Origin of the sequence: Kordia periserrulae (assembly GCF_003054265.1) — a bacterium.
Lineage (GTDB): Bacteria > Bacteroidota > Bacteroidia > Flavobacteriales > Flavobacteriaceae > Kordia > Kordia periserrulae.
This window is the reverse complement of record NZ_QBKT01000002.1, coordinates 146,389-171,420: the sequence shown is the minus strand read 5'-3', so window position 1 is coordinate 171,420 and position 25,032 is coordinate 146,389. Positions and strand designations below refer to the sequence as shown.

19 protein-coding genes are annotated in these 25,032 nt (G+C 36.2%); 10 read left to right on the top strand and 9 right to left on the bottom strand.

Features of this window, described 5'->3' with window-relative positions; translation table 11 throughout:
- Position 1: 1 nt before the first annotated feature.
- The 6 genes from C8N46_RS04845 to C8N46_RS04820 all read right to left on the bottom strand — a co-directional run bounded on the left by C8N46_RS04845 (position 2) and on the right by C8N46_RS04820 (position 8,874).
- Positions 2-1,372: an HTTM domain-containing protein gene (locus tag C8N46_RS04845; RefSeq protein WP_108113747.1), complete on the bottom strand. Its 1,371-nt coding sequence runs from the start codon at positions 1,370-1,372 to the stop codon at positions 2-4.
- A gap of 60 nt (positions 1,373-1,432) precedes the next feature.
- Entirely contained in the window at positions 1,433-2,548 is a 1,116-nt protein-coding gene (locus C8N46_RS04840) for an imelysin family protein (protein ID WP_108113746.1), read from the bottom strand.
- A gap of 109 nt (positions 2,549-2,657) precedes the next feature.
- Positions 2,658-3,860 (bottom strand): DUF4856 domain-containing protein, encoded by a 1,203-nt coding sequence (locus C8N46_RS04835; protein WP_108113745.1) that lies wholly within the window; start codon positions 3,858-3,860, stop codon positions 2,658-2,660.
- A 263-nt stretch (positions 3,861-4,123) separates the two neighbouring features.
- Positions 4,124-5,383 carry an aminotransferase class I/II-fold pyridoxal phosphate-dependent enzyme gene (locus tag C8N46_RS04830; protein WP_108113744.1) on the bottom strand — a complete coding sequence of 420 codons (1,260 nt, stop codon included), beginning with the start codon at positions 5,381-5,383 and terminating at the stop codon, positions 4,124-4,126.
- A gap of 234 nt (positions 5,384-5,617) precedes the next feature.
- Positions 5,618-6,658, bottom strand: coding sequence for a PLP-dependent cysteine synthase family protein (locus C8N46_RS04825; RefSeq protein WP_108113743.1), 1,041 nt, complete (start codon positions 6,656-6,658; stop codon positions 5,618-5,620).
- Positions 6,659-6,741: 83 nt separating this feature from the next.
- Complete coding sequence (locus C8N46_RS04820; RefSeq protein WP_108113742.1) at positions 6,742-8,874, bottom strand: S9 family peptidase; 2,133 nt, start codon at positions 8,872-8,874, stop codon at positions 6,742-6,744.
- A gap of 68 nt (positions 8,875-8,942) precedes the next feature.
- Here C8N46_RS04820 and C8N46_RS04815 point away from each other — a divergent pair, with 68 nt between their 5' ends.
- Positions 8,943-9,266 (top strand): YbaB/EbfC family nucleoid-associated protein, encoded by a 324-nt coding sequence (locus C8N46_RS04815; RefSeq protein WP_108113741.1) that lies wholly within the window; start codon positions 8,943-8,945, stop codon positions 9,264-9,266.
- A gap of 95 nt (positions 9,267-9,361) precedes the next feature.
- Here the strand turns inward: C8N46_RS04815 and C8N46_RS04810 are convergent, their stop codons facing one another.
- Positions 9,362-11,044 (bottom strand): OmpA family protein, encoded by a 1,683-nt coding sequence (locus C8N46_RS04810; protein WP_108113740.1) that lies wholly within the window; start codon positions 11,042-11,044, stop codon positions 9,362-9,364.
- 254 nt (positions 11,045-11,298) lie between these two features.
- Here C8N46_RS04810 and C8N46_RS04805 point away from each other — a divergent pair, with 254 nt between their 5' ends.
- Positions 11,299-11,628: a YegP family protein gene (locus C8N46_RS04805; protein WP_108113739.1), complete on the top strand. Its 330-nt coding sequence runs from the start codon at positions 11,299-11,301 to the stop codon at positions 11,626-11,628.
- A gap of 74 nt (positions 11,629-11,702) precedes the next feature.
- On the opposite strand, the gene C8N46_RS04800 is transcribed toward C8N46_RS04805, so the two are convergent.
- Both C8N46_RS04800 and C8N46_RS04795 read right to left on the bottom strand, forming a co-directional pair.
- Positions 11,703-12,725, bottom strand: coding sequence for a threonine aldolase family protein (locus tag C8N46_RS04800; protein WP_108113738.1), 1,023 nt, complete (start codon positions 12,723-12,725; stop codon positions 11,703-11,705).
- A gap of 411 nt (positions 12,726-13,136) precedes the next feature.
- Positions 13,137-15,560: a zinc-dependent metalloprotease gene (locus tag C8N46_RS04795; protein WP_108113737.1), complete on the bottom strand. Its 2,424-nt coding sequence runs from the start codon at positions 15,558-15,560 to the stop codon at positions 13,137-13,139.
- A 139-nt stretch (positions 15,561-15,699) separates the two neighbouring features.
- On the opposite strand from C8N46_RS04795, the gene prfB reads away from it, so the two are divergent.
- The 8 genes from prfB to C8N46_RS04755 all read left to right on the top strand — a co-directional run bounded on the left by prfB (position 15,700) and on the right by C8N46_RS04755 (position 25,027).
- A protein-coding gene (gene prfB, locus C8N46_RS04790; RefSeq protein ID WP_146169730.1) for a peptide chain release factor 2 occupies positions 15,700-16,807 on the top strand; the annotation gives its coding sequence in 2 pieces (ribosomal slippage) (positions 15,700-15,762 and positions 15,764-16,807; 1,107 coding nt in all).
- Positions 16,808-16,865: 58 nt separating this feature from the next.
- Positions 16,866-17,483: a zinc-ribbon domain-containing protein gene (locus C8N46_RS04785; RefSeq protein ID WP_108113736.1), complete on the top strand. Its 618-nt coding sequence runs from the start codon at positions 16,866-16,868 to the stop codon at positions 17,481-17,483.
- A 9-nt stretch (positions 17,484-17,492) separates the two neighbouring features.
- Positions 17,493-17,834: an arsenate reductase (glutaredoxin) gene (gene arsC / locus C8N46_RS04780; RefSeq protein WP_108113735.1), complete on the top strand. Its 342-nt coding sequence runs from the start codon at positions 17,493-17,495 to the stop codon at positions 17,832-17,834.
- 135 nt (positions 17,835-17,969) lie between these two features.
- Positions 17,970-20,396, top strand: a complete 2,427-nt coding sequence (locus tag C8N46_RS04775; protein ID WP_108114123.1) for a TonB-dependent receptor domain-containing protein — start codon at positions 17,970-17,972, stop codon at positions 20,394-20,396.
- A gap of 185 nt (positions 20,397-20,581) precedes the next feature.
- Complete coding sequence (locus C8N46_RS04770) at positions 20,582-21,178, top strand: aspartyl/asparaginyl beta-hydroxylase domain-containing protein (RefSeq protein WP_108113734.1); 597 nt, start codon at positions 20,582-20,584, stop codon at positions 21,176-21,178.
- A gap of 249 nt (positions 21,179-21,427) precedes the next feature.
- Complete coding sequence (locus C8N46_RS04765) at positions 21,428-22,447, top strand: hypothetical protein (protein ID WP_108113733.1); 1,020 nt, start codon at positions 21,428-21,430, stop codon at positions 22,445-22,447.
- 169 nt (positions 22,448-22,616) lie between these two features.
- Complete coding sequence (locus tag C8N46_RS04760; RefSeq protein WP_245896723.1) at positions 22,617-24,278, top strand: ATP-binding protein; 1,662 nt, start codon at positions 22,617-22,619, stop codon at positions 24,276-24,278.
- Positions 24,278-25,027 carry a LytR/AlgR family response regulator transcription factor gene (locus C8N46_RS04755; protein WP_108113731.1) on the top strand — a complete coding sequence of 250 codons (750 nt, stop codon included), beginning with the start codon at positions 24,278-24,280 and terminating at the stop codon, positions 25,025-25,027. Before C8N46_RS04760 ends, C8N46_RS04755 begins: the two co-directional genes overlap by 1 nt.
- Positions 25,028-25,032: the final 5 nt, after the last annotated feature.

Here is a 25,032-nt window from a genome sequence, read left to right as displayed (position 1 = left end):
TTTAGTCCGTTTTGGGTGTTTGCTCTTTAAATGGTAAAATCCAGTTTTTATGTTTGAATGATTCTTTTTCTTGGTATAAATTCACGCTTTCATCGATAAATTTCTGACTCATACGACCGTTGAGCGCGACATAACTTTCTACATATACTTCCACATTTTTATGACCTTGATTGGTAAAATGATCGCCTAAATAGTGTGCGTATTCGAGAATGAAATCGGGTTGAAAGCTCATTTGTTTTTCTTGTCGTTCTGTGAGGAAATCACCGTTGTTTACGTAGAAAAAGTTTCCTGTTTTTCCATCTACAATTTTAAAGGTGGAAATGCCTCGTTTTTCCATCAGCATCACGCGCCACGAGAAGCGATATCCTTGTTCTGTCCAAAATAAATTGCCAGGATATAGCATGAATCTGAATGGAAATAGTATTTGAATCACAAAAAAAGTAACAATCACAGGAATGATAAACGATTTGTAAGCAATTTTATACTGTGAAATCGTCTGAATATTTGCTGTCTTTAGCTTGATGAAACGCTGGATTATTTTTTTGAGAAACGAAATAATTTTGAGATGTAGTTTCGCATCAAAGAAGATTAACGTACTGATAATCATGATAAACGGAAACATTCCAATCGGGAATAATACTCTCGTAAAGACATGAAAGAACACTACCAAAGCAAAGGCAATTAGGCGCGTTTTTCTGTATAATAACAGAAATGGAATGAGCAAATCGTACAGCATTCCCGACCAACTCATGGCGTAGTGAAACCAGTTTTGTTGCAGGAGTGTTTCTCCAATAATTGGCAAATCGAATTTAGACGGCAGCCATATTTTTAACGGTTGCGCTTTGAAGAGCCAATCGGTATTTATTTTTGCCAATCCTGCGTAGAAATAGACAATTCCTAAGAGTAATTTTACCGCATCAATCGTCCATTTTGGAATATTTTCATAGTTTTTCTTCCGCCATAGATTGTCTACCGAAAATAGCGCGTTCGCTGGAAGAAATATCATTAAAAAACTTGCAATACTGATAAAGTAGTAATGATTGAGATAGGTGGTTTTGTCCATCAATTCGATGTATGTAAAACTCAGAAAGAACGCAATGATTGCAATTCGGTATTTGAGTCCCAACGCAACGAAAAAAGCAGCTAATCCACAGATAAAAAAGAGCACATACGTGAAGTTTCCTAGTGGTTTTACCCATTCAAAACCGTAATAGGAAAAGTGAAATGTGGGTTCTAGGTATTGTGTTTCTATCCAACCATGCGCCCAAAAACGAATGATTCCGTAACACATCATCAACCCAAAACCTATGCGAAATACTGCCAAAGGCGCCGCACTGGTTTGTTGTTGTATGTATGTTTGAAAACGATTCACTGTTGAATAAAAAAAAGGTTGTCACGTGCGACAACCTTATATTTTTGAGCAATTTATAGTTTAGTCGCCATCTGCATCTTGGTAATCTACCGAAATGTCAAATGCTTGTAACATGTCTACTTTTAGCAATACAACTGCCGTTTGTAACGCATCGTATGCTAGTGTCATTTTTGTATTGTCAGTATTGATTTGCGTTGTAAAGTTTGCATTTAGTTCTTGAATTCTTCCGCGTGCAGCGTTCAACTGATTGATGATAGACGTTGCTAAATCGCTTCTGTTTAGTGAAATCAAATAGGTTTTAAAGCTTTCGCCTGCTGTAGTGCCATTGAATTTAGTTCCATTAAAGATATCAATGACCGCATCTAAAGCTTCTAAAGCTAATTCTTTCGATACTTCTTGATTATAGTATGCTTCTACTCTGTCTGGCAATGGTGTAGCCGAGAAGTTTCCTGCTGGAATTCCAATTTTGTTTGCGCGCAGTCCTTTTTCGTAATAGAAAATGTAATCGTTGATAAACATGTTTGCCGCGCCCGTAGCTGTGTTTGCAGTACTTGCCACAAAGGTGTTTCTGTAATTATTTGTCCAATCATTTAAGATATCTTGCGTAAGCGATTGCATTTGGTTGATTAAGTCAGATAGATAACTTTTATAATCCGCAGCTTGTGCATCTGTATCATATTTTGCAACGATAGAAGCATCAATCGCATCCAATCCGTACAACATATAATCCAACGCTGGAAAACCAACGGCGTCATTATTATTTGGATGTGTTAAATCGTAACTTCCGCTAGCAATGTTGTTTTCTACATCCGTTGTATTTACAGGATAGGTGTTCATTTGAAAGTAATACGCCGTTTGCTCTGCCAATCCAATATTGAAGGCTTCTACACGTTGCCAAGATTTGTATGCTGTAAGCCAAGCTGCGCGTACATTATCCAAATTTGCTTGATTTGGAGTTGCAATAAAATTGTCTTTAGAAGTTACCAACGCATTCAGATTTGTATTGAGTGCTTGATACGAAGGAATGATGATGTTGTCTGCTAGATTTGTTAACATTGCGGCTCTGTCAAAAGCTATTCCGCTTCCGCCATTTCCGTTATTGGGAGTTGGTGTATCATCACCAGAACTACAGGCTGTAATAATAAGTAAAACTACGAGTGGGAAAATTTTCTTCATCAGTATTTTTATTTCTATTTATTCTAAATAAACGTTGCAAAAATAAAAAAGTAGCGTTTGTTAACCTAATACATCGGCTACTTTTTTATACTAATTCTAAATAATATTGTTAGCTTCCAGCTTGCGCTGTTGTGAAGTTGAATTCGGCTGAAATTTCGTCAGAAATAGCGTCTAACGTTTCCGTTGTTACGTCCCAAAAACCGTTTCCTTCCATCAGTTGCGCAATAAATGCATCTACTTCTGTTTTGGTAAAGTAAGGTGCGTTGGTTCCTGGTTTGCGTGTGAATTGTAAGCTGTAGATAAATCCGTAACCTTCTGATAAATCGTGAAACGCCGCAGCTTTATCCGTTGCTAAGAAGTTTTTAGCTTGTTGCAGATAGTATACTGCACGAATTCCGATAATTTCAGATATTTTTTCGCGAATGATCTCTGCTTGTTGATCACGCACTTCGTAATTTTTAGCTACGATGGCTGCTCTTCCTAGTTTAAAGGCTTCATAAATTTCGGAAGCGATTCCTTGAAAATCAGTATCATTTTCTACGCGAGAAAGGTATTTGTTTAGGAAACTATCCTCGTTCAACAATGGTGAAGTCGCATTGTCAGTTCCGTACAAATATCCGAACGCTTCATCCCATTTGTGTTCCATGTTCGTATAATTTTTTGCTTCTGCCAAGATATCAGCGTCATTATCTGCGCGATTGTTTCCTGCATCAAGTACAGAAGTACTCAAATAGTTATTCAACATTTGATCGACCATCAACGCACCGATTAATGATTTGTTAACTGCTTGATTGTACTCCAATCCTTTGCCATTCACATAACGAACCGCTCCGCCACCTAATTCTTGTAGGTTACCTGCGTTTCCAGCAGTTGCTGTATTGTTCCAACTTGGATATACCATTGCAACTTGATTGGCAATCCAGCCATCAAAATCGGCTCTGATAGCGTTTGCATCGGTGGTGTTTGCTGAGAAATAATCAGTAGAAGCTGCAGTTTTACTACGAATGCTTTTGTTGGAAGCGTTCAAATCGGCATTACTAAAGTTATTTTCTCCTTCCACATGCGCAAACATTCCATCGATTGCAGCTTCTGACTGTGTCGGGTCTAATAATGCACTGATTAATTCTTCGCCCATTTGAATACGTGTAGTTTGTCCATTATAGTCAACTGTTGTAGCTCCATTTCTGCTAAATTCATACGTTGCTGGTGCAATTACTTGATTCATATCTAATGGCGCATTTCCATCATCACTTGAACACGATGTATACATAAAACTAGTTACGGCTATAACTCCTAGGATTATTTTTTTCATTTTTTGATTTTTTTTGAGGTATTGTTTTTAACACTGCAAATATATTATCGGAAGTTTTATTTTCAAAGTTTATTTAGACTTAATCTTAATAAATTTAAAAATGAAAATGTAAGTGTTTAATAATGTATGTTTTAAGGAGCGATTGAAAAATGAATTTTATTGGTTTTAAGTTGAAAAAACATTTTTAAATAGTGATAGGACATAAAAAAAACCGCAACTAAAAACTAGCCACGGTTCCTAAATAAATATATTTTTTAAGAGAACTACTCTCCCATCATCTCCATCAACTTCGCAGAAACTCTTTTATACGTTCCGTCTTCTAAGCGTGTACGGATTGCTGAGAATGCTTCTAAGGTCTCTTCTACATCTTGTAAGGTATGTGATGCTGTTGGAATCATTCGTAATAGAATGAGTCCTTTTGGAATGACTGGATAGACTACGATGGAACAGAAGATTCCGTGGTTTTCACGCAAGTCTTTTACCAACGCCATCGCTTCAGGAATGCTTCCTTTCAAGTACACAGGCGTGACACAACTTTGTGTTGTTCCAATGTCAAATCCGCGTTCTTTGAGTCCGCTTTGCAATGCGTTTACGATTTTCCAAAGATTTTCTTTCAATTCTGGCATCGTGCGTAACATATCCAAACGTTTTAACGCTCCAACGACCAATTGCATTTGTAATGATTTTGCGAACATTTGCGAACGCAAGTTGTATTTTAAGTAATCGATAATTTCTTTATCTGCTGCAATAAATGCTCCTGTACTTGCCATGGATTTTGCAAAGGTTGCGAAATATACATCGATCTCGTCTTGTACGCCTTGCTCTTCTCCTGCTCCAGCTCCTGTTTTTCCTAAAGTTCCAAAACCGTGTGCATCATCTACAAATAAACGGAAATTGTATTTTTTCTTAAGTGCTACAATTTCTTTTAGTTTTCCTTGTTCTCCACGCATTCCAAACACTCCTTCAGAAATCACTAAAATCCCACCGCCAGTTTGCTCTGCCATTTTGGTAGCACGCTCTAAGTTTTTTTCTAAACTTTCAATGTCGTTGTGCTTAAACGTAAAACGTTTTCCCATGTGCAAACGCACTCCGTCAATGATACATGCATGTGAATCTACATCATACACAATGATATCGTCTTTAGAAACCAATGCATCTACGGTAGATACCATTCCTTGATATCCGAAGTTTAGTAAATAAGCTGCTTCTTTATTTACGAATGCAGCTAATTCATTTTGCAATTGCTCATGTAAGTCTGTGTGACCAGACATCATACGTGCCCCCATTGGATAGGCAGAACCGTATGTTGCAGCTGCTTCTGCGTCAATTTTACGAACTTCAGGATGGTTTGCCAAGCCTAAGTAATCGTTGATACTCCAAGTAATTACATCTTTCCCTTGAAATTTCATACGATTTGAAATTTCACCTTCTAATTTCGGAAAAACAAAATATCCTTCTGCTTGTGATGCCCATTTTCCTAGTGGTCCTTTGTCCTTGTAAATTTTAGCAAATAAATCCTTCATCTATCTCAGTTTTTCTATATGTATCAATTCGGGTTATGGTAATGTATGAAGTTTTTTTGAAAACTTCAACGGCAAAAATAAATATTTTTAACTGTCTGACATAATTATTGACAGTTTATGTTAGATTGCTACTTTTTTGAGAAAATTTTTGAGGATTTGGAATGTATATTACAAAAAAAGCAACATACTTGTTAGTATGCTGCTTTTGAATATGTTAGACAGATAAAACTGCTATTATTTTATATATTCTATTTTTTGCGCTTCTTCAATATTTTTACTGTCAAAAAAGCCTTGTGCGCTCATCCATTCGTCACTGTACACTTTACTCATATAGCGCGAACCGTGATCTGGGAAGATAACAATCACATTACTGTTTTCATCAAATTCACCTTCTTCTGCCAATTGCTCAATCGCTTGCATGGCTGCACCGCTGGTATATCCAACAAATAAACCTTCTGTTTTAGAGATTTCACGTGCTTTGTGTGCACTTTCTTCGTCTTTTACTTTGACGAATTTATCAATCACGTCAAAATCGGTTGCAGTTGGAATTAAGTTTTTCCCCAATCCTTCTATGCGATATGGATAGATTTCTTCCGAATCAAATTCACGCGTTTCATGATATTTTTTCAATACCGAACCATAGGCATCCACACCTAATATTCTGATGTCCGGATTTTGTTCTTTTAAGTATCTTGCTGTTCCAGAAATCGTTCCTCCTGTTCCACTACATGCCACTAAGTGCGTGATAGCTCCGTTGGTTTGATTCCAAATTTCTGGTCCTGTTGTATTGTAATGTGCGTCAATATTCAATTCGTTGAAATATTGATTAATATATACAGAGCCTTTCGTTTCTTCGTGAATACGTTTTGCAACCTGATAATACGAACGCGGATCATCAGCGCTTACGTGTGCAGGACAAACATATACTTTTGCGCCCATAGAACGCAACATGTCTATTTTATCTTTGGAAGATTTAGAACTTACGGCTAATATACATTCGTATCCTTTAATGATACTTACCATGGCAATACTAAATCCTGTGTTTCCTGAAGTCGTTTCTATAATAGTATCACCAGGTTTGATGATGCCTTTTCTTTCTGCCTCTTCAATAATGTATAAAGCAATTCTATCTTTTGTTGAATGTCCTGGATTGAATGCCTCAACCTTAGCATAGAAGTTTCCTTTAATATTTTTTGTGATGTGTTTTAATCTTATCAAAGGTGTATTTCCGATAAGTTCGAGTACATTATCAAAAGCATTAATTTGTTGTTCCATAAAAACTATTAAGTTGTACAGGGTTTTATTTTATATGTTTTGTAAACGTGCAAAACCTTGCAAATTTAAGTTAAATTTTTTAATTACTCTTTTATATTCTCTAAGTCTAGTAAAAACGCGTATTCTTCGGCTACTTCTTTCAAGGCTTCAAAGCGTCCAGAAGCACCGCCATGACCCGCATCCATGTTGGTATGCAATAGCAAAATATTGCTATCCGTTTTTAGTTCGCGAAGCTTGGCAACCCACTTCGCTGGCTCCCAATATTGTACTTGCGAATCGTGCAAACCTGTCGTGACTAACATGTTTGGATATTTTTTTGCTTCCACATTGTCATACGGTGAATACGACTTCATATAGTCATAATATTCTTTTTCGTTCGGATTGCCCCATTCGTCATATTCTCCAGTAGTGAGTGGAATGCTATCGTCTAACATTGTAGTGATAACATCTACAAAAGGAACTGACGCAATGATACCTTTGTATAATTCCGGATTCATATTTGCAATGGCGCCCATTAATAGTCCGCCAGCACTTCCACCAGAAGCATATAAATGTTCAGGCGACGTATATTTTTGTTCAATGAGGTATTTTGAGCAAGCAATGAAATCAGTAAAGGTATTTTTTTTGTCCATCAATTTTCCATCATCGTACCAGTTTCTACCTAAGTATTCGCCACCGCGTACATGGGCTATGACATATATAAATCCTCTGTCTAAAAGACTTAATCGCGCCGAAGAAAAATACGGATCAATGGTGCTTCCATACGAACCATACGCATATTGCAATACTGGATTGCTTCCATCTCTTTTGATTCCTTTGCGGTAGACAACAGACATTGGAACTTTGGTACCATCTGCCGAAGTTGCCCATAAACGCTCGGACATATAATTGTTTTTGTCAAACTTTCCTCCCAACACTTCTTGTTCTTTTTTGACTTCTTTGGTTTTGGTTTCCATGTTAAAATCAATTACCGAAGCTGGCGTTGTCATGGAATTGTAAGAATATCGTAAAATTTTAGTATCAAAGTCCACGTTGACGCTCGTATTTGCGGTATACGTTTCATTGTCGAAAGGCAAGTAGTAGTCTTCGCTTCCGTCCCAACGGATGATTCTGATTTTATTTAAACCATTGGAGCGTTCACTCAATACCAAATAGTCTTTAAAGATGTCAACATCTTCCAACAATACATCTGGACGATGCGGAATGATGTCTTCCCAATGCTCCATGCCTGTTTTATCTTCTGGAGTTTTGGAGAGTTTAAAGTTGATAGCAGCGTCTTTGTTACTCATTACATAAAAATGATCGTCATAATGAGAAATTCCGTATTCCAGCCCTCGCACGCGTGGCTGAAAGATTCTGAATTCTCCATCTGGATTGTCCGCTTCTAAAATTCGGTATTCCATTGTCAACGTACTATACGAGCCAATGACAATGTATTTTCTAGATTTTGTTTTGTACACAAAGGTGATAAAGGTTTCGTCTTCTTCATGAAAAACCACCTCATCATTTACTACATCGTCACCAAGTTTGTGTTTGTATATTTTTTCCGAACGCAGCGTTTGCTCATCTTTATTGGCGTAAAATAACGTTTTATTATCCGTCGCCCACGTGGAACTTCCCGTTGTATTTTCTATCTTTTCTTTATAAATTTCTCCTGTTTCCAGATTTTTGATATGAATCACGTATTGACGTCTACTTATGGTATCCACACCAAATGCAGCGAGTTTATTATCGGGACTGATATTGATGCCTGTAAGTTTATAATACGAATGTCCTTTTGCCATTTCGTTGACATCAAACAATATTTCTTCTGGCGCATCAAGCGAACCTTTTTTTCGAGTATGAATTGGATAATCTTTGCCTTCTTCGTATCGTTTTATGTACCAATATCCGTTAAGTTTATAGGGAACAGAAGAATCGTCTTCTTTGATTCTTCCTTTGAGTTCATTAAATAAATCTTTTTGAAAATCCTTTGTGTGTGCTGTCATGGCATCATTGTAGGTATTTTCAGCTTCTAAATAGGCAATGACTTCAGGATTTTCTCTATCGTTCAACCAATAATAGTTGTCGATTCTAACATCGCCATGTTTTTCAAGTTTTGTAGGTTTTTTGGCGATGGTAGGCACAGGTATTTCATTTTTCATAGTTGGTAAATGCTCTTTACAAGAATTTAATAGTGTCGCGGTCATCAGAAAGATGATGATACTTTTTTTCATTTAAAAATTTATTTAAAAGTCCACAATTTAATAATTTTGTCCATAGTAACCTTTAATTATATACACAAATGTTTGGAGACTTAATGGGAATGATGGGAAAACTTAAAGAAACCCAGCAAAAAGTAGCAGAAACGAAAGAGCGTTTACATACTGTTTTGATTGATGAACAAAGCTCTGATGGTTTATTGAAAGTAACGGTAACGGCAAATAGAGAAATTAAAGCGATAGAAGTCTCAGATGAATTGCTGGAAGATAAAGAACAGTTGGAAGACTATCTAATTCTGACCTTAAATAAAGCCATTAAACGTGCTGGTGAAGTGCATGAAGCTGAAGTTGCCGCAGTTGCCAAAGATGGCATGCCAAATATTCCTGGCATGGACATGTTTTCGTAAATCAAACATCACATTAAAAATTAGTCAATCCACACTACTTACAAAAAAAGGGAAACCGTTTTGGTTTCCCTTTTATCATTATACTATTCTAAAGTTTAGTTCTTTTGATCTAATACTCTAAATTGCGTTCTTCTGTTTTGTAAATGCTCTCTTTCTGTACAAGAAACTCCATCTTTACAACGGTTTACCAATCTTCTTTCACCGTATCCGTTAGATACAATTTTACTAGGATTGATTCCTTTTGAAATTAAGTAATTGGTCACCGCTTGGGCTCTTCTTTGCGACAATGCTTCGTTGCTTGCTGCAGAACCTCTAGAGTCTGTATGCGATGCAATTTCTACAGATACACCTGTTTGTAACACTGGTAATAATTTTGTGTCAATTTCACGCTTTGCAGCAGGCGTTAACGTTGCACTTCCTAAGTTCCAATTAATATTTAAGTCGTTATACGTTAAAAATTTACAATCAACTTCTTTCCAAGTAGTTAATCCACCTTTCTTAGTCAATACTTCTTTTGTAACTGTTTTGTATACTGCAGGAACTTCTGTTTCCACTACACGTGCATCTTCTACCAATTTTGTAGTTTTTAAGGTAGTTTCCTTTTGCGCTACAGGAATAGTTCTTGTGGTTGGTGCTTGAGTCATTACAGTTTTCTTGTATGTTTGACTTACAGCAGGAATATCTTCTACACGCGTACTTTCATTCGTGATGATTGTTTTTCGTACAGTTTCTGTTACTGCTGGAATTTCAATTCGCTCTGTAGTTGGTGGCGTTACCATCACTCTACGCGTCATTGTTTTTACTTCCGCTGGCACGTCAATAATACGCGTTGTTGGTGGCGTTACCATTACTGTTTTCTTAATGGTTTTTGTGGTACCTGGAATCTCTATAATACGTGTACTTGCAGGTTTTACCATAATTGTTCTAGTAAATGTTCCTTCACCACATGGTTTTCCACCGTTATTATTTGGATCGCAATCAGGAGTTCTTACAGAAGAAGCATCGGCTGCTAAACGCTTTACAGGAATAATTTCGTTTTGAGCAGGAATTGCTTTGTAACACCAATATCTACAATCGTCAGGATTGGAAGAATTACAGTCAGCTGGAGGAATTTCACTCATTTGCCATTCAGCAGCAGCTGGTTTGATTTCAACCGTTTCAAAATCGTCTGTAAAAGATGCTTTGGTAATGCTAATGGATGAACCAAACTCTCTTTTCTTATACGTTACTGTTTCTTGTCCCCATTCTGCAGGAATCACTTCCAAACGTTGCGATGCTTCCTTTACAGGAATTACAACATCTCTTGTTTCATACACCGCAGGAACAATTTCTACCTTTTGATATGCTGGTCTTGTGACCACTTCAAAAGTTCTGTTTTCATATACCGCAGGAACAATTTTCAGTTTGTAACTCGCTTCTTTTACAACTACAGTTTCCGTTTCTCTACTTGAAGTAGATGGCACTTTCACTAAGCGTTGAGAAGCTTCTTTTGTTACAACATCAAAAGTTTCAGTTCCGTACACTGCTGGAACTACAGCCAATTCTTCACCTGCTACTTTTGATACAACTGTTTCGTTTACATTGGTATATGTTGCTGGGACAACTTTCAGCTTTTTGTAAGCTGGCGATACCATAACGCGTACTTCCTGATTTTCATATACATCAGGCGTCACACAACGGACATAACATTTTCCTGGTTCTGGATTTGTTGGTAAATCTTGCCCAAAAGCAAAAGAACCAAAAACAAATGCCAGTCCAACTACTAATTTTTTTCTCATGTCTTTAAAATGATTAGTTATTCGATTATTGTTTTTATTGTTTATTAAGATACAAAATTATTTTTTTGCTTCATAAAACAAGTTACGATACTATGATGCTATTTTAAATTTAGGTTAAAAGCAACATTTTTATCGGCAAACAACATTTTTTAGGGAAAAAACCTGTACAAACTTTTAAAATTGCCGTCATCAGCATTTCTTTTACCATATATTTTTGATATATTTACTCATCTTAACTAAATCTCTACATAACTATGTTTGAATTATTCCAAAGTGAAAACAATCAAAAATTCTATTTTAACTTAAAAGCAAAAAATGGACAAATCATCATGTCTAGCCAAGGATATGCTGATAAAAGTGGTGCTAAAAACGGAATTGAATCTTGTAAAAAGAATTCAACAGACGATAGCAAATTTGAACGTAAAACGGCTAAAAACGGTAAGTTTCATTTCAGTTTAAAAGCAGGAAATGGTCAAATTATTGGAACGAGTCAAATGTACGCTAGCGAAGCTGGAATGGAGAACGGAATTGAATCTGTAAAGAAAAATGCAGGAAGCGCAGAAACAAAAGACTTAACAGAATAGAAAAATATTTTTTTATAGTAAAAGCAGCTTTTTGAGCTGCTTTTTTTGTGTTGATTTTTTTAATTCATCTACTTTTAGATGACTTTTTGAATCACTTTTAAAAATTCGTGATGCATTGCTGCAGTGTAATCTAAGTGTGTTACGATTCGGAGTTTCCCACTTCCCATACCAATCAAATCAATGCCTAATTCGGTCAATTTATCCAAAAACGCTTGTTCGTCAATATCATCTTGCAGATAAAAAATGATGATGTTGGTTTCAATCGGTTCTACTTTTTTGATAATCGACAAACTTTCCAACACCTTCCCGATTTCTTTTGCCTTTTCATGATCTTCTGCCAATCGCGCTATATGATGATCTAACGCGTAAATTCCCGCCGCAGCCAAATATCCTGCCTGACGCATTCCGCCACCTAAAATCTTGCGTACCCGCAATGCTTTGTGAATGGTTTCTTCATCCGCAACCAACACAGAACCTACAGGACAACCCAATCCTTTAGACAAACACACCGAAATGGTATCAAACAATTTTCCGTATTGCGCAGGAGTTTCTCCTTTTTCTACTAAGGCATTCCACAAACGCGCGCCATCTAAGTGAAAACCCAAATTGTGTTCGCGTGCAACTGCGTGAATTTTTTCAATCTCTGAAAAATCCCAACAAGCCCCACCACCACGGTTTGCGGTATTTTCGAGTGCAATCAACGCGCTGAGTGGACTGTGATAAAAATCTGGTGGATTGATTGCTGCTTTGGCTTGCTCGGCAGTAAACATCCCGCGATGTCCGTCAATCAATTTACACGAAGCGCCACTGTTAAAGCTCACACCGCCACCTTCATAATTGTAAATATGTGCATCTTTATCACAAATCACCTGATCGCCAGGATTGGTGTGCAATTTTATCGCTGTTTGATTTGCCATGGTTCCGCTTGGAAAAAACAATGCCGCTTCTTTGCCAAACATTTCTGCTACTTTTTGCTCCAACTTGTTAATCGATGGATCTTTTTTAAACACATCATCGCCAACTTCAGCAGCAAACATGGCTTCTAACATTTTTGGCGTAGGTTTGGTTACAGTATCACTTATTAGGTTTATTCGCATTTTTTTAGGTTTTGGGTATTGGGTATTAGGTGTTGGTATTCCGTTTTTTTGTTGTTTGTTGTTTGTTGTTTGTTTTTCGTTGTTTCTTAGATACGTTATTGCATGAATTTTAAAAACTAATTAAACTTTTTCAATACGTCACTTCGATTTCTATGACAAACGTAAGTATTTTTGCTGAAAATTTTAGCTGCTTGTGAGAAGCTGAATCAAGTTTAGCTTGACGAAGTACGTTTTCAATCTTAAAATAAAAAACATTGATACATTTTCAAATTATCAAATTGACACATTAAAAAAGCGTCACTTCGAGTGAAATTTCGCAGAAATTTAGTATCGAGAAGTGCTTTTATTCTATTCATAACCATAAAAAAGCGTAAATCGTAAATCAAAAATCAAAAATCGACAATCGTACCTCTAAAATCCACACGCATCTGTTCCAATTGGCGAACCATCTGGAATTTTTGGTGAGGCTTCTAGTTTGAATTTTTCTGGATATTTGAAGAATTGATTTATTATTTCAAGATACACTAATTGATATGATTTTTCTTCCTCTTTATATTTTTTAGCTTCTATTTTTCGAGCAATTTCAGTTAGCAAGTATTTACTTTGAGCTTTCACTCCAAACGACGATTTTGAATCTGTTGCCAAATGCATCAAATAGTTTAAAACGTTAGCATTCACAGCATGTCCCAACTCTTGATGGTGTGCATCTTTGTAATCTTTATACAACGTATTGTCCAAAACTGTTCGTGTCATTTCCATAAAGCCCAATTGCTGTTTATCCAAACTTTTCTGCTGAATCAATCGCGCCGCGCGTTCAGGATGAAATAAAAATTGCAACGTCATATCACTTGCTGTTGCTGCGGGCGCTATCGCATCAAAACCTACACCAGTTGTTCCTTTAAACGATTCTCTTGTACGTCCATAGCTAAAAGCACGTGGCGGAAACAAATCCAATTTATCTGCTGGAATTGCCAACGTTTCCGCATCTAAGGTTTTTAAAATGGCTTGTAATGCTTCGCGTTGCTTTCTCGGTGAAATTACAGTCGTAATTAGCTGTCCGTCGCCTTTAGTGGCATAATTATATTCCAATCCACCAATCAATTTGGAAGTCGCTTCGGTTTGGTATCTATGGAAAAAGTACAACGGCACAAAAACGTCTTCCAAAACAGTATACGGTTCACCTGTACGAATATTGTCTTTTGAAAAATTTCGAATCGCTAACTCGCGTATTTTTAGCACTTTTTCCAATTCGGCAGCAGCACTTTCTCCATTATCCCACAAATGTGCATTGGCATGCGCGCCACCAGCTGGTCGTGCGTCTGCATCCGAAATAAAACGATGTCCTGCTTTGTATGCATTGTTTAAAATGGTTTGTAATCCTGTTTTTTCCGCTTCCGCAGAGGGAAACTCTGAATAGGAATATGCTACCGTAATTTTATCCCACGAACCAATTCCCGTAGCGTACGCGTCTGACAAGTCAATTTTTCCATTTGTGATTTTCACGGTGGGATGCGGATAATCCATCACAGAACTTCTGTTGTTCGTGCTTGCTGAAAAGTTATGAGCAAAACCAATGGTATGCCCCACTTCATGCGCTGATAATTGACGAATTCGTGCCAACGCCATTTCCAACATCGGTTGATAATTCTCGTCGCTTTGTGCAAATGGTTTATTCAATAACGCTTGTGCAATTAAAAAATCTTGTCGAATTCGCAAGCTACCCAAACTCACATGTCCTTTGATAATTTCGCCTGTTCGCGGATCTACGACACTCGCGCCATAACTCCAACCACGCGTAGAACGATGTACCCACTGAATGACATTGTAACGCAAGTCCATCGGATCAGCATCTTTCGGCAACATTTTTACTTGAAACGCATTTGTATAGCCAATAGCTTCGTAGGCTTCATTCCACCAACGCGCCCCTTCTAACAAGGCAGAACGTACAGGTTCAGGCGTTCCAGGATCGAGATAGTAAATTATTGGTTCTTTGGCTTCACTTTTTGCCGCATTCGGATTTTTCTTTTCCAAGCGATGACGTGTGATAAAACGTTTCAACATGGGTTCTTGAATCGGCGTTGCGTAATCGTAATACGAAATACTAATGGCGCCACTTCTTGGGTCAAATACTCTTGGTTTGTAATTGTCGTCTGGCAATTCTACAAACGAATGATGCTGAATCACCGAAACCAACGACGCATTGGGAGTGACGCTTTTGATATTTCCGTCTTTTGGTTTTCCCGCAAATGTTAACAAAGCTTCAAATTCTACGTTTTTAGGGAATGCTTTGGTTCTGTTTAAAGCAAGCGCACTTTTTGTGGTGTCAATTTTATACGTTCCTTGTTTGTTATTCGCCAAACTTTCAATAACTCCGTGCGCATCTTGCAGTAAAAACGGTGTCAAATCGACCGTATATTTGTTGTCTTTTTCAGAAACAATCGGGAAACCGAACAAAACCGATTTTGCAAAGGCTTGTTCAACACTTTTGCGTTCCAAGTCGTTTGTCGTATTGGCTCTGTAGCGCAAATTTGGTTGAATCAACATAAGTTTGTTGCCCATTTTTTGAAATTGCACCACGACTCCATCGCCAATTTGTCCTCTATCCAACCCAATATCATTAGACCCAACGCCGCTTGCCAGCGAGTACACATATAAAAAATCTTCATCGAGTTTGTCAACTTCTAAAAAAATTTTATCGGTTTTCTCTTCATACGAAAAATTAAAAAATCCTTTAAAATGTTCTCGAGGGTAGGTTTTTGTTTTCGTTTTTTCTTGTGAATGACTTATAGAAAAGACACCTAAAAAAATGAAAATCAAGAAAGTATATTTTTTCATCACGATGGTTTTATCGAGCCTAAAAAGCGTCAATTTTGCTGTCTACAAAAAGTCGTATTGACGATTCTATCGGTTTTTTTATTTTAGGCTATGAATATACGCAAAACATCTTATTTTTGTAGGAATTAAAAAAACAAACATGATAACATCCGATCAGATAAAAGATCTTATCAATCGCCTTGGTGCGTTAAGGAGGTATCTTTGACATAGATGCCAAACTGATAGAAATTGCCAACGAAGAGGAAAAAACATATGCGCCTGACTTTTGGGACAACCCGAGAGAAGCTGAAATTATTATGAAACAACTCCGAACCCAGAAAAAGTGGGTGGACGATTATAATGAAATCGCAACGCTTATTGGAGATTTGGAAGTGTTGTATGAATTTTACAAAGAAGGCGACGCTACGTTAGAAGAGGTTACTGCACAATTTGATAAAACCACTACAAAAATTGAAGATTTAGAGTTTCGCAATATGTTGTCGGACGAAGGTGACAGCATGAGCGCGGTGCTACAAATTACAGCGGGCGCAGGCGGAACCGAAAGTTGCGACTGGGCAAGTATGCTAATGCGAATGTATTTGATGTTTGCAGAAAAACAAGGTTATAAAGTCAAAGAACTCAATTATCAAGAAGGTGATGTTGCTGGGATTAAAACCGTAACACTCGAAATTGAGGGCGATTATGCTTTTGGTTGGCTGAAAGGTGAAAACGGTGTGCATCGTTTGGTGCGAATTTCTCCTTTTGACAGCAATGCCAAACGACATACTTCGTTTGCGTCTGTATATGTGTATCCGTTGGTGGATGATACGATTGAAATTGAAATCAATCCAGCAGATATTGAAATTACAACCGCGCGCTCTAGTGGTGCTGGTGGACAAAATGTCAACAAGGTAGAAACCAAAGTACAGTTGACGCACAAGCCTACAGGAATTCAAATTTCCTGCTCTGAAACACGTTCTCAACATGACAACCGAACACGAGCGATGCAAATGTTGAAATCGCAGTTGTATGAAATTGAGCTGAAAAAACAACTAGAAGCGCGCGAAGACATTGAAGCTGGAAAGATGAAGATTGAATGGGGCTCGCAAATTCGCAACTATGTAATGCATCCGTACAAATTGGTAAAAGACGTTCGCACCGGACACGAAACAGGAAATGTTGATGCCGTAATGGACGGTTATATTGATGAGTTTTTGAAATCCTATTTAATGTCAATGGGACAACAAAAAGACGATAGCGAATTGTAGAATAATTCATATTCAATATTTCACTATACTTGCATCTACATAACTTAATTCAAAAAAAATGATTATTTACGGAACGGGTTCAAAAGATTTGGGAACCCGAAAATTACAAGGTACCAGATGTCCAAACTGTGAAGCCAACGACATTCATTTACAAGCTATATCAAGGTATTTTGATGTGTTTTGGATTCCTATTTTTCCTTACGCAAAAAAGTACTTTTCCATTTGTGGAAATTGCCAACAAGTGTTGAAAAAGAAGGAAATGCCAAAGCAAATAAAGGACAAGTTAGAAATTGAAAAACATCATTTTAAAACGCCTTTTTACTTGTTCGCTGGAACTGGTCTTATTGCGCTTATCGCGATATACATTACCTATAACTCTATAAGACAAGATGAAGAGTTATTGGTAAATCTTCAGAATTTAGAACCGAAAGACGTCATTGTTTTTGATAATCCTGATGGAGAATATTCGTTTGCAAAAGTCATCGAAAAATCCAACGATACTATTTATATGTATTATGGAAATTACACGATTGATAAAATTCCTAACGAATCGGAAGTGAATGAAAAACGTAGAGAAGTTAAAGACTTCTTTTCTGAAATTCAAGTGTATTACACACAAGAGGAAATAGATTCATTGCATAAAAATGGTGAAATTGAAAATATATTCAAACATTAAATCTAAGCTATGCTAAAAATATATCACAATCCACGTTGTAGAAAATCTAGAGAAGGCTTGGCGATTTTGGAAGCTTCTGGAAAAGACTTTGACATTGTAAAATATTTAGACAATCCGCTTTCTACAGACGAACTTTCTGAAATTATCAAACTTTTGGGAATTGCGCCTGAGCAACTTGTTCGAAAGAATGAAACAATCTGGAAAGAAAACTACAAAGGCAAGGAACTTTCGGATTCAGAAATCATTCAAGCGATGGTTGAACATCCAAAATTGATAGAGCGTCCCATCGTTATTCATAACAAAAAAGCAGTCATCGGACGACCACCTGAAGACATTAACAGAATTTTATAAAGAAAATCCCGAATCCAGCGTTATTGCTGGATTTTTCTTTTAACAGAACTTTAACCAAAAAGGTTTAAACCATGTCGTTTCTTTGCAGTCAAACACTAAAAATTGCTAACTAAAAAGAAAACTAAAACACTCAAAATGAAGAAAATATTACTTTTTCTCACCTTTTTCGGAACCATTCTCACCCTTTCTGCACAAAATAAAACAGTAACTGTCACAGGAAAAGTCTTTGACAAATCTACCAATCAACCTTTAGAATTTGCGACCATCGTTCTTCAAGATATTGCTAAGAAACGTGCGGTTACAGGTGGAATGACCAATATGAAAGGAGAATTTTCTATTGAAGTAGAAGCGGATGTTTATGACATTGCCATAGAATTCATTTCATTCAAATCACAAGAAATTAAAGCCAAAGAATTGCGCTCCAATACTTCGCTAGGAAGTTTCTATTTGGAAATGGATTCGAAAGCCTTAGAAGCCGTAGAGATTATTGCCGAAAAAACGACGGTTCAGCTCAAGCTTGATAAAAAAATATACAATGTTGGAAAAGATTTAACAGTTCGCGGTGGAACCGTGAGTGATGTATTAGACAATGTTCCGTCAGTGTCTGTGGATGTGGAAGGAAATGTATCACTTCGTGGAAATGATGATGTTCGAATTTTAATCAACGGAAAACCTTCTGGATTGGTCGGATTGAATTCCACAGATGCACTACGACAACTTCCTGCGGATGCCATTGAAAAAGTAGAAATTATTACCTCACCTTCTGCGCGTTACGATGCCGAAGGAAGCGCTGGTATTTTAAATATTATTTTGCGTAGAAGCAAATTGCAAGGACTCAACGGAGCTATTACGACCAACGTTTCGCATCCTGAAGGCTATGGAATTTCGGGAAATGTAAACTATCGTACGGGAGATTTTAACTTCTTTACGACTTCCGGATACAACTATCGGGAAGTTCCAGGAAACTCAAATACCTTTACAGAATATTTCAATGGCGACAATCCAAATACCTTTTTGAATGAAGACCGTGATTTTGAACGTTTCCAAAAAGGATTTAATACCAATTTTGGAGTGGAATGGTATATCAATGACAAAACCTCCATCACCGCTTCGTTGATTTACAGAAATAGCGACGACGAACGTGAAACAAACAATATTTTAACGCAGTTTGATTCTGATTTTAATGTCACCAATGTAAGCACACGTTTTGACCCAGAAACAGAAGGCGATCAAAATTTGCAGTATGGATTGAACTTTGATAAGAATTTTGAAAAAAGTGGTCACAAATTAACGGCCGATTTCCAGTTTGAAAATAGTACAGAAACTGAAAACTCATTTATTTTGGTTGATGGCGCATTGGCAGAGCAAGTGCGTACTGTAGAAAATCAAGACCGTGTGTTATTACAAACGGATTATGTAGTGCCGCTTAGTGAAACAGCTCAGTTTGAGTTTGGATATCGTGGTAACTTTCTCGATTTAACGACCGATTATTTGGTAGCCTTTTTAGAAGATGATGAATTTGTTGCAGATTCCAATTTGAGTAATGTTTTAAATTATCGCGAATACGTAAATGCATTTTACACGCAATACGGAAACAAAATAAACGACAAATTTTCTTTCCTTTTAGGATTGCGTATGGAAGATTCCCGAATTGCTATCAATCAGTTAACGAGTAGTGATTTTGAACGAAAAAATTATGTAAGCTTCTTCCCTACTATCAATTTAGGATATGAAATTTCGGAAGACCAAAGTATCACTTTAGGATACAATCGTAGAATTCGACGTCCGCGTTCACGATTTATCAATCCGTTTCCTTCGCGTTCGAGTATTACCAATGTTTTTCAAGGAAATCCAGATATTGACCCAAGTTTTTCCAACGCGATTGATTTAGGATATTTGAATCGTTTTGGAAAAGTGACACTAAATTCCTCTATTTATTTTCAACGTTCTACGGATGTATTTAACTTTATTAGTGAAGATACAGGACAAACCACCATTTTGAATGGTGAAGAAGTACCAATTATTCGCAGAACGCCAATTAACTTAGCGAGAAACGACCGTTTTGGTTTTGAATTTACACTGACGTACAATCCGTCACGCAAATGGCGATTGAATGGAAACTTCAACCTATTCCAGTCATACAATCGCGGTGAGTTTAATGGTGTCAATTTTGACGCGGATAACTTGAGTTGGTTTGTTCGCGTAAATAATAAAGTAACCTTACCTGGTGGCATTGATTGGCAAACGCGTTTATTTTATCGTGGCCCAAACGAAGATGCGCAAAATATTCGTAAAGGATTGTTTTCTGCAAATTTAGCTTTTAGTAAAGAATTATTCGACGACAAAGCTTCAATTGCTTTTAATGTGAGCGATGTATTCAATTCACGTATCAGACGTTCTGAATCGTTTACAGACACCTTTAGAAGCGAAGGCGAATTCCAATGGCGTGTACGTACATTTAATCTTTCGTTTACCTATCGTTTCAACCAGAAAAAAGAGCGTGAGCGCAACGGAAGAGATGATGATGAAGGTGATGATGGTGGATTTACCGCTACGCCGTAATTTTATATAAATTATTCAAAAACAGTATACAAAAGCTGTTTCAAAATATTTAAAATAGATATTTTTGAAACGGCTTTTTTTTAAGAATACACTTACGTGATTTTTGCTGATTTGTTTGATTAATTGAGCGGACTATTTTCAATTTTCGACTTTTTTAGTACTTTAGGAATCTTAATTCAGAAAATATGGCACACGCAGCACCCAAAACCGCAAGTACAGATAGAGTAAAGCTTCCTTTTACATTTGATGCCGAAAAAATGTTGGCAGAATTTGAAGCCTTAAAACTCCAACAATTTGAATATTACAATGTGATTCCGCTTCGTGCGCCTGCGCATACGGTAGACACTTCCCTTCCATTTCCACCGCCAGCAGATGATTATGCGGATGGTTCTTGGTGCGATTGGATGGATACGGATTATTTAAAAAGCTCGCCGTATTTGAATGAAGTCATAGATACCTTTAAAGCAAAAACCAAAGTAACCTTAGTGCGTTTGTTGCGTTTGGCTCCGAATTCTGTGGTGCAACAACATACCGATCCAACATTGGGCTTGGAAGTTCACAAATCTGTGATTCGTTTAACGGTTCCAATTTTAAACAAAGAAGGCATTCAGTTTTTCTTAAATGATACAGAAGTGCCAATGCAACCTGGCGAATGTTGGTATTTACGCTTAACCGATCCGCACAGAGTGATTAATAATGGCAATACTGAACGTGTCAATTTGACCATTGATATGATTCCAAACGACTGGATTCGGGAGATTATTAAAGAAAGTGACCAATAATTTTTCAAAACATACCTCAACAATAGTACAGCGAACTTCGGTTCGCTTTTTTTATGCCTAAACTTTCCGTTTTCGTTCCAAAAAAGGAGTATTTCCTTCCATTTTTTCCAAAATAAAAAACGAATTGTACTCTCTTTGTATAGAATTGCTTCATTGCAAACTAGCAATTCTATACAATTAAATGAATAAACGGCGGCATCTGAAAAGCCTCAATAGAGTAAGGAACAACTAATTAAAACCATTGAAATCATGTGTAATAGAAGAGAGCACCCAATTCCAGGAAAGATATTAAGTGATGAAAGTTTTGACTATAACTTAGTCGTCGGCATCCCAGATCCAAACAAATACATTAAAGCAAAAATTTTCTTGAAAAAGTTGATAGAAGAAAAAAAGAAAAAAGAACTAGAAGATTGTTCTCAATCCCTCATCGATATTTTAATTAAAAAAATAAACTTGAAGGACGATGCTTTAAATGAAGTCGTCGATAGATTACGAAATTTATCTAGTAAAGATGCATACATTCTTTTAGAAAAATTATTGTTTTTCACAGAAAAACCAACAACAGAAGTTCTTGAATCTGTACTAAAGAAAATTAGAAATACAGGAAATAGTGAAGCTCATTCATTTTTAAGGAATCATATAAATCTTGTAAAGGATTCTTCTAAGGAACAAAAAAACAAACCGTGTGAATCTCCTAAAGCTTGCGAGTTTTTAAAGTTTATACTTCATTCTGAAAAAGAAGAAGTAGTGAAACGTTTAAACAATCAATTTATCGCAAGAAATATTAATAAAGTTGAAGGACAATTCAGTGAAATCTATAATGATTATATGAAAAGCTGTGATGCTGAAAATTTAGTCGTTCAACCTACAGTTGGAGCTTTAAGAGCTACTAGAAATAATAAAACAAATATCTTTACTAATATTTTCTTCTATGAAAATTTTCTAGATAATAAGTTTCAAAAAAGCAGCTTTAATATTTACCAAAATTTTGAGATGGGACCAAACGATCGACTACAACTAACATATTATGTATGTTTTAAACGAACTGGCTTTGAAAGGCAAAGAGGAGATACGTATAGAATGCATAAATTTTCAATAAAGAATGAAGATGTTGAATATACCCCTTTTAGACAAAACAATGATAACATGAGAGATAAAGTTGTTTTAGATATTAATGAAATTGATGAAGTAATGGCTTTTGTAATTAATGTAAACCCAGAAGCTTCGAGAGGTACTTCTACCACCGTAAAGGATGCTAGTGGAAATTAAGTTTCATAAATTTTAAGTTCTAAAAAGTAGTGTTATTATCAGCACTACTTTTATATTTTCAGCATTTTCCCTACATTGTAGAAAAACAATTATGTATTGTAAATCAAAGATTAATTTTTTTTACGTTATTTTTTTTTTAACATCACTAACTTTTTCTCAAAATGTTTCTGTGTATGATAAGTTAATTAACAGTATTGAAGAAAAAACTGCTACGCTAAAAAAAGATGCTGACTTTCAAAAAGTAGTTACTTTTTTAGCCGCTTCTGAATGGGATTCTACACTCGTATATTCTTCAAAAATTTTAAATACAGATACTAACAATCAAAAGCTGAATGATTATATTTTCTTTTTTAGAGGATTTAGTTTTTTCAATAAAAAATTATACAATGATGCTGAAAATGCGCTTTTAAAAATCTCAAACACATTTGATTTTTTACCCAATACGCTATCCAAATTAGGTTCTATAGCCTTAGAAAAGTCTGATTTTAAAAAAGCACTTTCGTATTATTTAAAAGTTGAAGAATTAGCCAAAACACAAAATGTTCTTGTTAGAATGGATCGCGTAAAGCATAATATTGGACTGTGCTATTTACATCTACAAAAATTCCCTAATGCTGAAAAATACCTAAAAGAAAGTCGCACTTTACATGAAAAAGGAAAAGATACTATACAGTTGATTGGTTGTTATGGTGATTTAGCTACACTATATTACGACCAATATAAGGACGATCAAGCCATTCCACTGTTTCAAAAAGCATACGACTTAGCCAAAACTACAAATGATTTTGATGCTAAAGCAAAAACTACCAAAAACATGGCGGTTGTAGAAGAAAACCGAAAAGATTACCTGAAAGCTTTACAATACCGAAAAGAATATGAACAATGGAAAGATTCTGTCAACGATCAAAATAAAATTTACGCCGTAGCACAAGAAGAAAAAAAGACCGCCGTTGAAAAGAAAGAGAAAGAAGTTGCTATTTTAAAAGCAGATAATAAAGTTAAAGATGCACAAGGTAAAATGTATTTGTATTCTGCAATAATTCTATTTGTGATGTTTGGTGTAAGCTTCTATTTCTATCGCGAAAAAGTAAAACGCAACAAAATCATCCATCAACAAAAAGAAGATTTAGACGAACTGAATGCCACAAAAGATAAGTTATTCTCTATTGTGAGTCACGATTTGCGGTCTTCGGTTCATGCGATTAAAACAAGTAATAAAAAATTAATCAGTAAGCTGGAAACTGAAAAATCTACAGAAGTCAACAGCTTATTACAAAACAACAGCAGCATCGTAAACAGTGCCTATACGCTATTGGATAATTTGCTGAATTGGGCGTTGCTACAAACCAAACAAACACATTTTGAAATCACAACACTTCGTTTGCATACGATAGTTGAACATGTTGCTTACAATTACAAAGCAATCTTGGCGGATAAAGAAATTTCATTTAAAAATACAGTTGCTAAAAGTGAATTTGTGTTGGCAGACAGCGAATCCTTAAAAATTGTGCTGCGAAACTTACTAGACAATGCAATCAAATTTTCCAATGAAGGTGATGCTATTACGATTTACACAAAAAATAACGACACAGAATTTTGTCAACTTATCGTTGAAGATACTGGAATCGGCATGAGTGAAACCACGCGTTTAGCATTGTTAGAAGACACGTCGCTACTCGCAAAAAAACAACACGAAAACAGCATCGGAACTGGCTTGGGCATGCAACTCTGCAAATCGATGATAAAAAAGAACAACGGTACTTTTACCATTGAAAGCGAATTGGGAAAAGGTACCAAAATTATACTATCACTACCAAAAAAACCTACCTAATGGAACACATACGGATATTGATTGTTGAAGACAACCAAGAGCAAAGCGAACATTTGTCGCAAATGCTCGAAAATCATGGTTTTTACATCGCGGGAGTAGCGACAAATTTTCAAGAAGCTGTCGAGATGTTCCATCATAAAGATTTTGACATCATCATCATTGATATTTTTCTAAATGGACGCCCAGAAGGCATCTCTTTTGCAGAATTTGTGGATGTGCAACCCAACGGACTCAAACCGTTTATATTTTTGACAAGTGCGACAAGTCGCGATATTTTTAATCGTGCCAAACTGACAAAACCTTTTGCCTACCTTATCAAACCCTATAATGAATTGGAGCTGATTTACGCAATTGAAAATGCTATCGAAAAATTTTACGGTCAAGATAATTCCTTTACAGCAGAAGAAGAAAATACCGTTATCAGTCAAGAGCATTTATTCATCAAAAAAGGCAAATCGCTCAAAAAAGTTCGCACAGATGAAATCGTTTATATAGAAGTAGAAGAAAAATACTGTAACATCATGACAGTGAAAGAAAAGTTTGTCATTCTTATATCGCTTGTCAAAATTTTGGAATTGCTAGATAGCTCAAAATTCTACCGAACGCACCGCAACTTTATTATCAACATTCTTAAAATAGAAGAAATCATTCCCAAAGACAATTTGGTCATGTTAGAAGGCAATTATAAAGCCACACTCAGCGGAAAGTATAAAGATGAGATTATTAGTAAATTTCGAACGTTGAAATAGTTGTT

Coding starts and splice junctions, on each gene's coding strand:
- C8N46_RS04840 (WP_108113746.1), bottom strand. CDS start 2,548: ATGAAGAAAATTTTCCCACTCGTAGTTTTACTTATTATTACAGCCTGT.
- C8N46_RS04835 (WP_108113745.1), bottom strand. CDS start 3,860: ATGAAAAAAATAATCCTAGGAGTTATAGCCGTAACTAGTTTTATGTAT.
- C8N46_RS04830 (WP_108113744.1), bottom strand. CDS start 5,383: ATGAAGGATTTATTTGCTAAAATTTACAAGGACAAAGGACCACTAGGA.
- C8N46_RS04825 (WP_108113743.1), bottom strand. CDS start 6,658: ATGGAACAACAAATTAATGCTTTTGATAATGTACTCGAACTTATCGGA.
- C8N46_RS04820 (WP_108113742.1), bottom strand. CDS start 8,874: ATGAAAAAAAGTATCATCATCTTTCTGATGACCGCGACACTATTAAAT.
- C8N46_RS04815 (WP_108113741.1), top strand. CDS start 8,943: ATGTTTGGAGACTTAATGGGAATGATGGGAAAACTTAAAGAAACCCAG.
- C8N46_RS04810 (WP_108113740.1), bottom strand. CDS start 11,044: ATGAGAAAAAAATTAGTAGTTGGACTGGCATTTGTTTTTGGTTCTTTT.
- C8N46_RS04805 (WP_108113739.1), top strand. CDS start 11,299: ATGTTTGAATTATTCCAAAGTGAAAACAATCAAAAATTCTATTTTAAC.
- C8N46_RS04800 (WP_108113738.1), bottom strand. CDS start 12,725: ATGCGAATAAACCTAATAAGTGATACTGTAACCAAACCTACGCCAAAA.
- C8N46_RS04795 (WP_108113737.1), bottom strand. CDS start 15,560: ATGAAAAAATATACTTTCTTGATTTTCATTTTTTTAGGTGTCTTTTCT.
- C8N46_RS04785 (WP_108113736.1), top strand. CDS start 16,866: ATGATTATTTACGGAACGGGTTCAAAAGATTTGGGAACCCGAAAATTA.
- arsC (WP_108113735.1), top strand. CDS start 17,493: ATGCTAAAAATATATCACAATCCACGTTGTAGAAAATCTAGAGAAGGC.
- C8N46_RS04775 (WP_108114123.1), top strand. CDS start 17,970: ATGAAGAAAATATTACTTTTTCTCACCTTTTTCGGAACCATTCTCACC.
- C8N46_RS04770 (WP_108113734.1), top strand. CDS start 20,582: ATGGCACACGCAGCACCCAAAACCGCAAGTACAGATAGAGTAAAGCTT.
- C8N46_RS04765 (WP_108113733.1), top strand. CDS start 21,428: ATGTGTAATAGAAGAGAGCACCCAATTCCAGGAAAGATATTAAGTGAT.
- C8N46_RS04755 (WP_108113731.1), top strand. CDS start 24,278: ATGGAACACATACGGATATTGATTGTTGAAGACAACCAAGAGCAAAGC.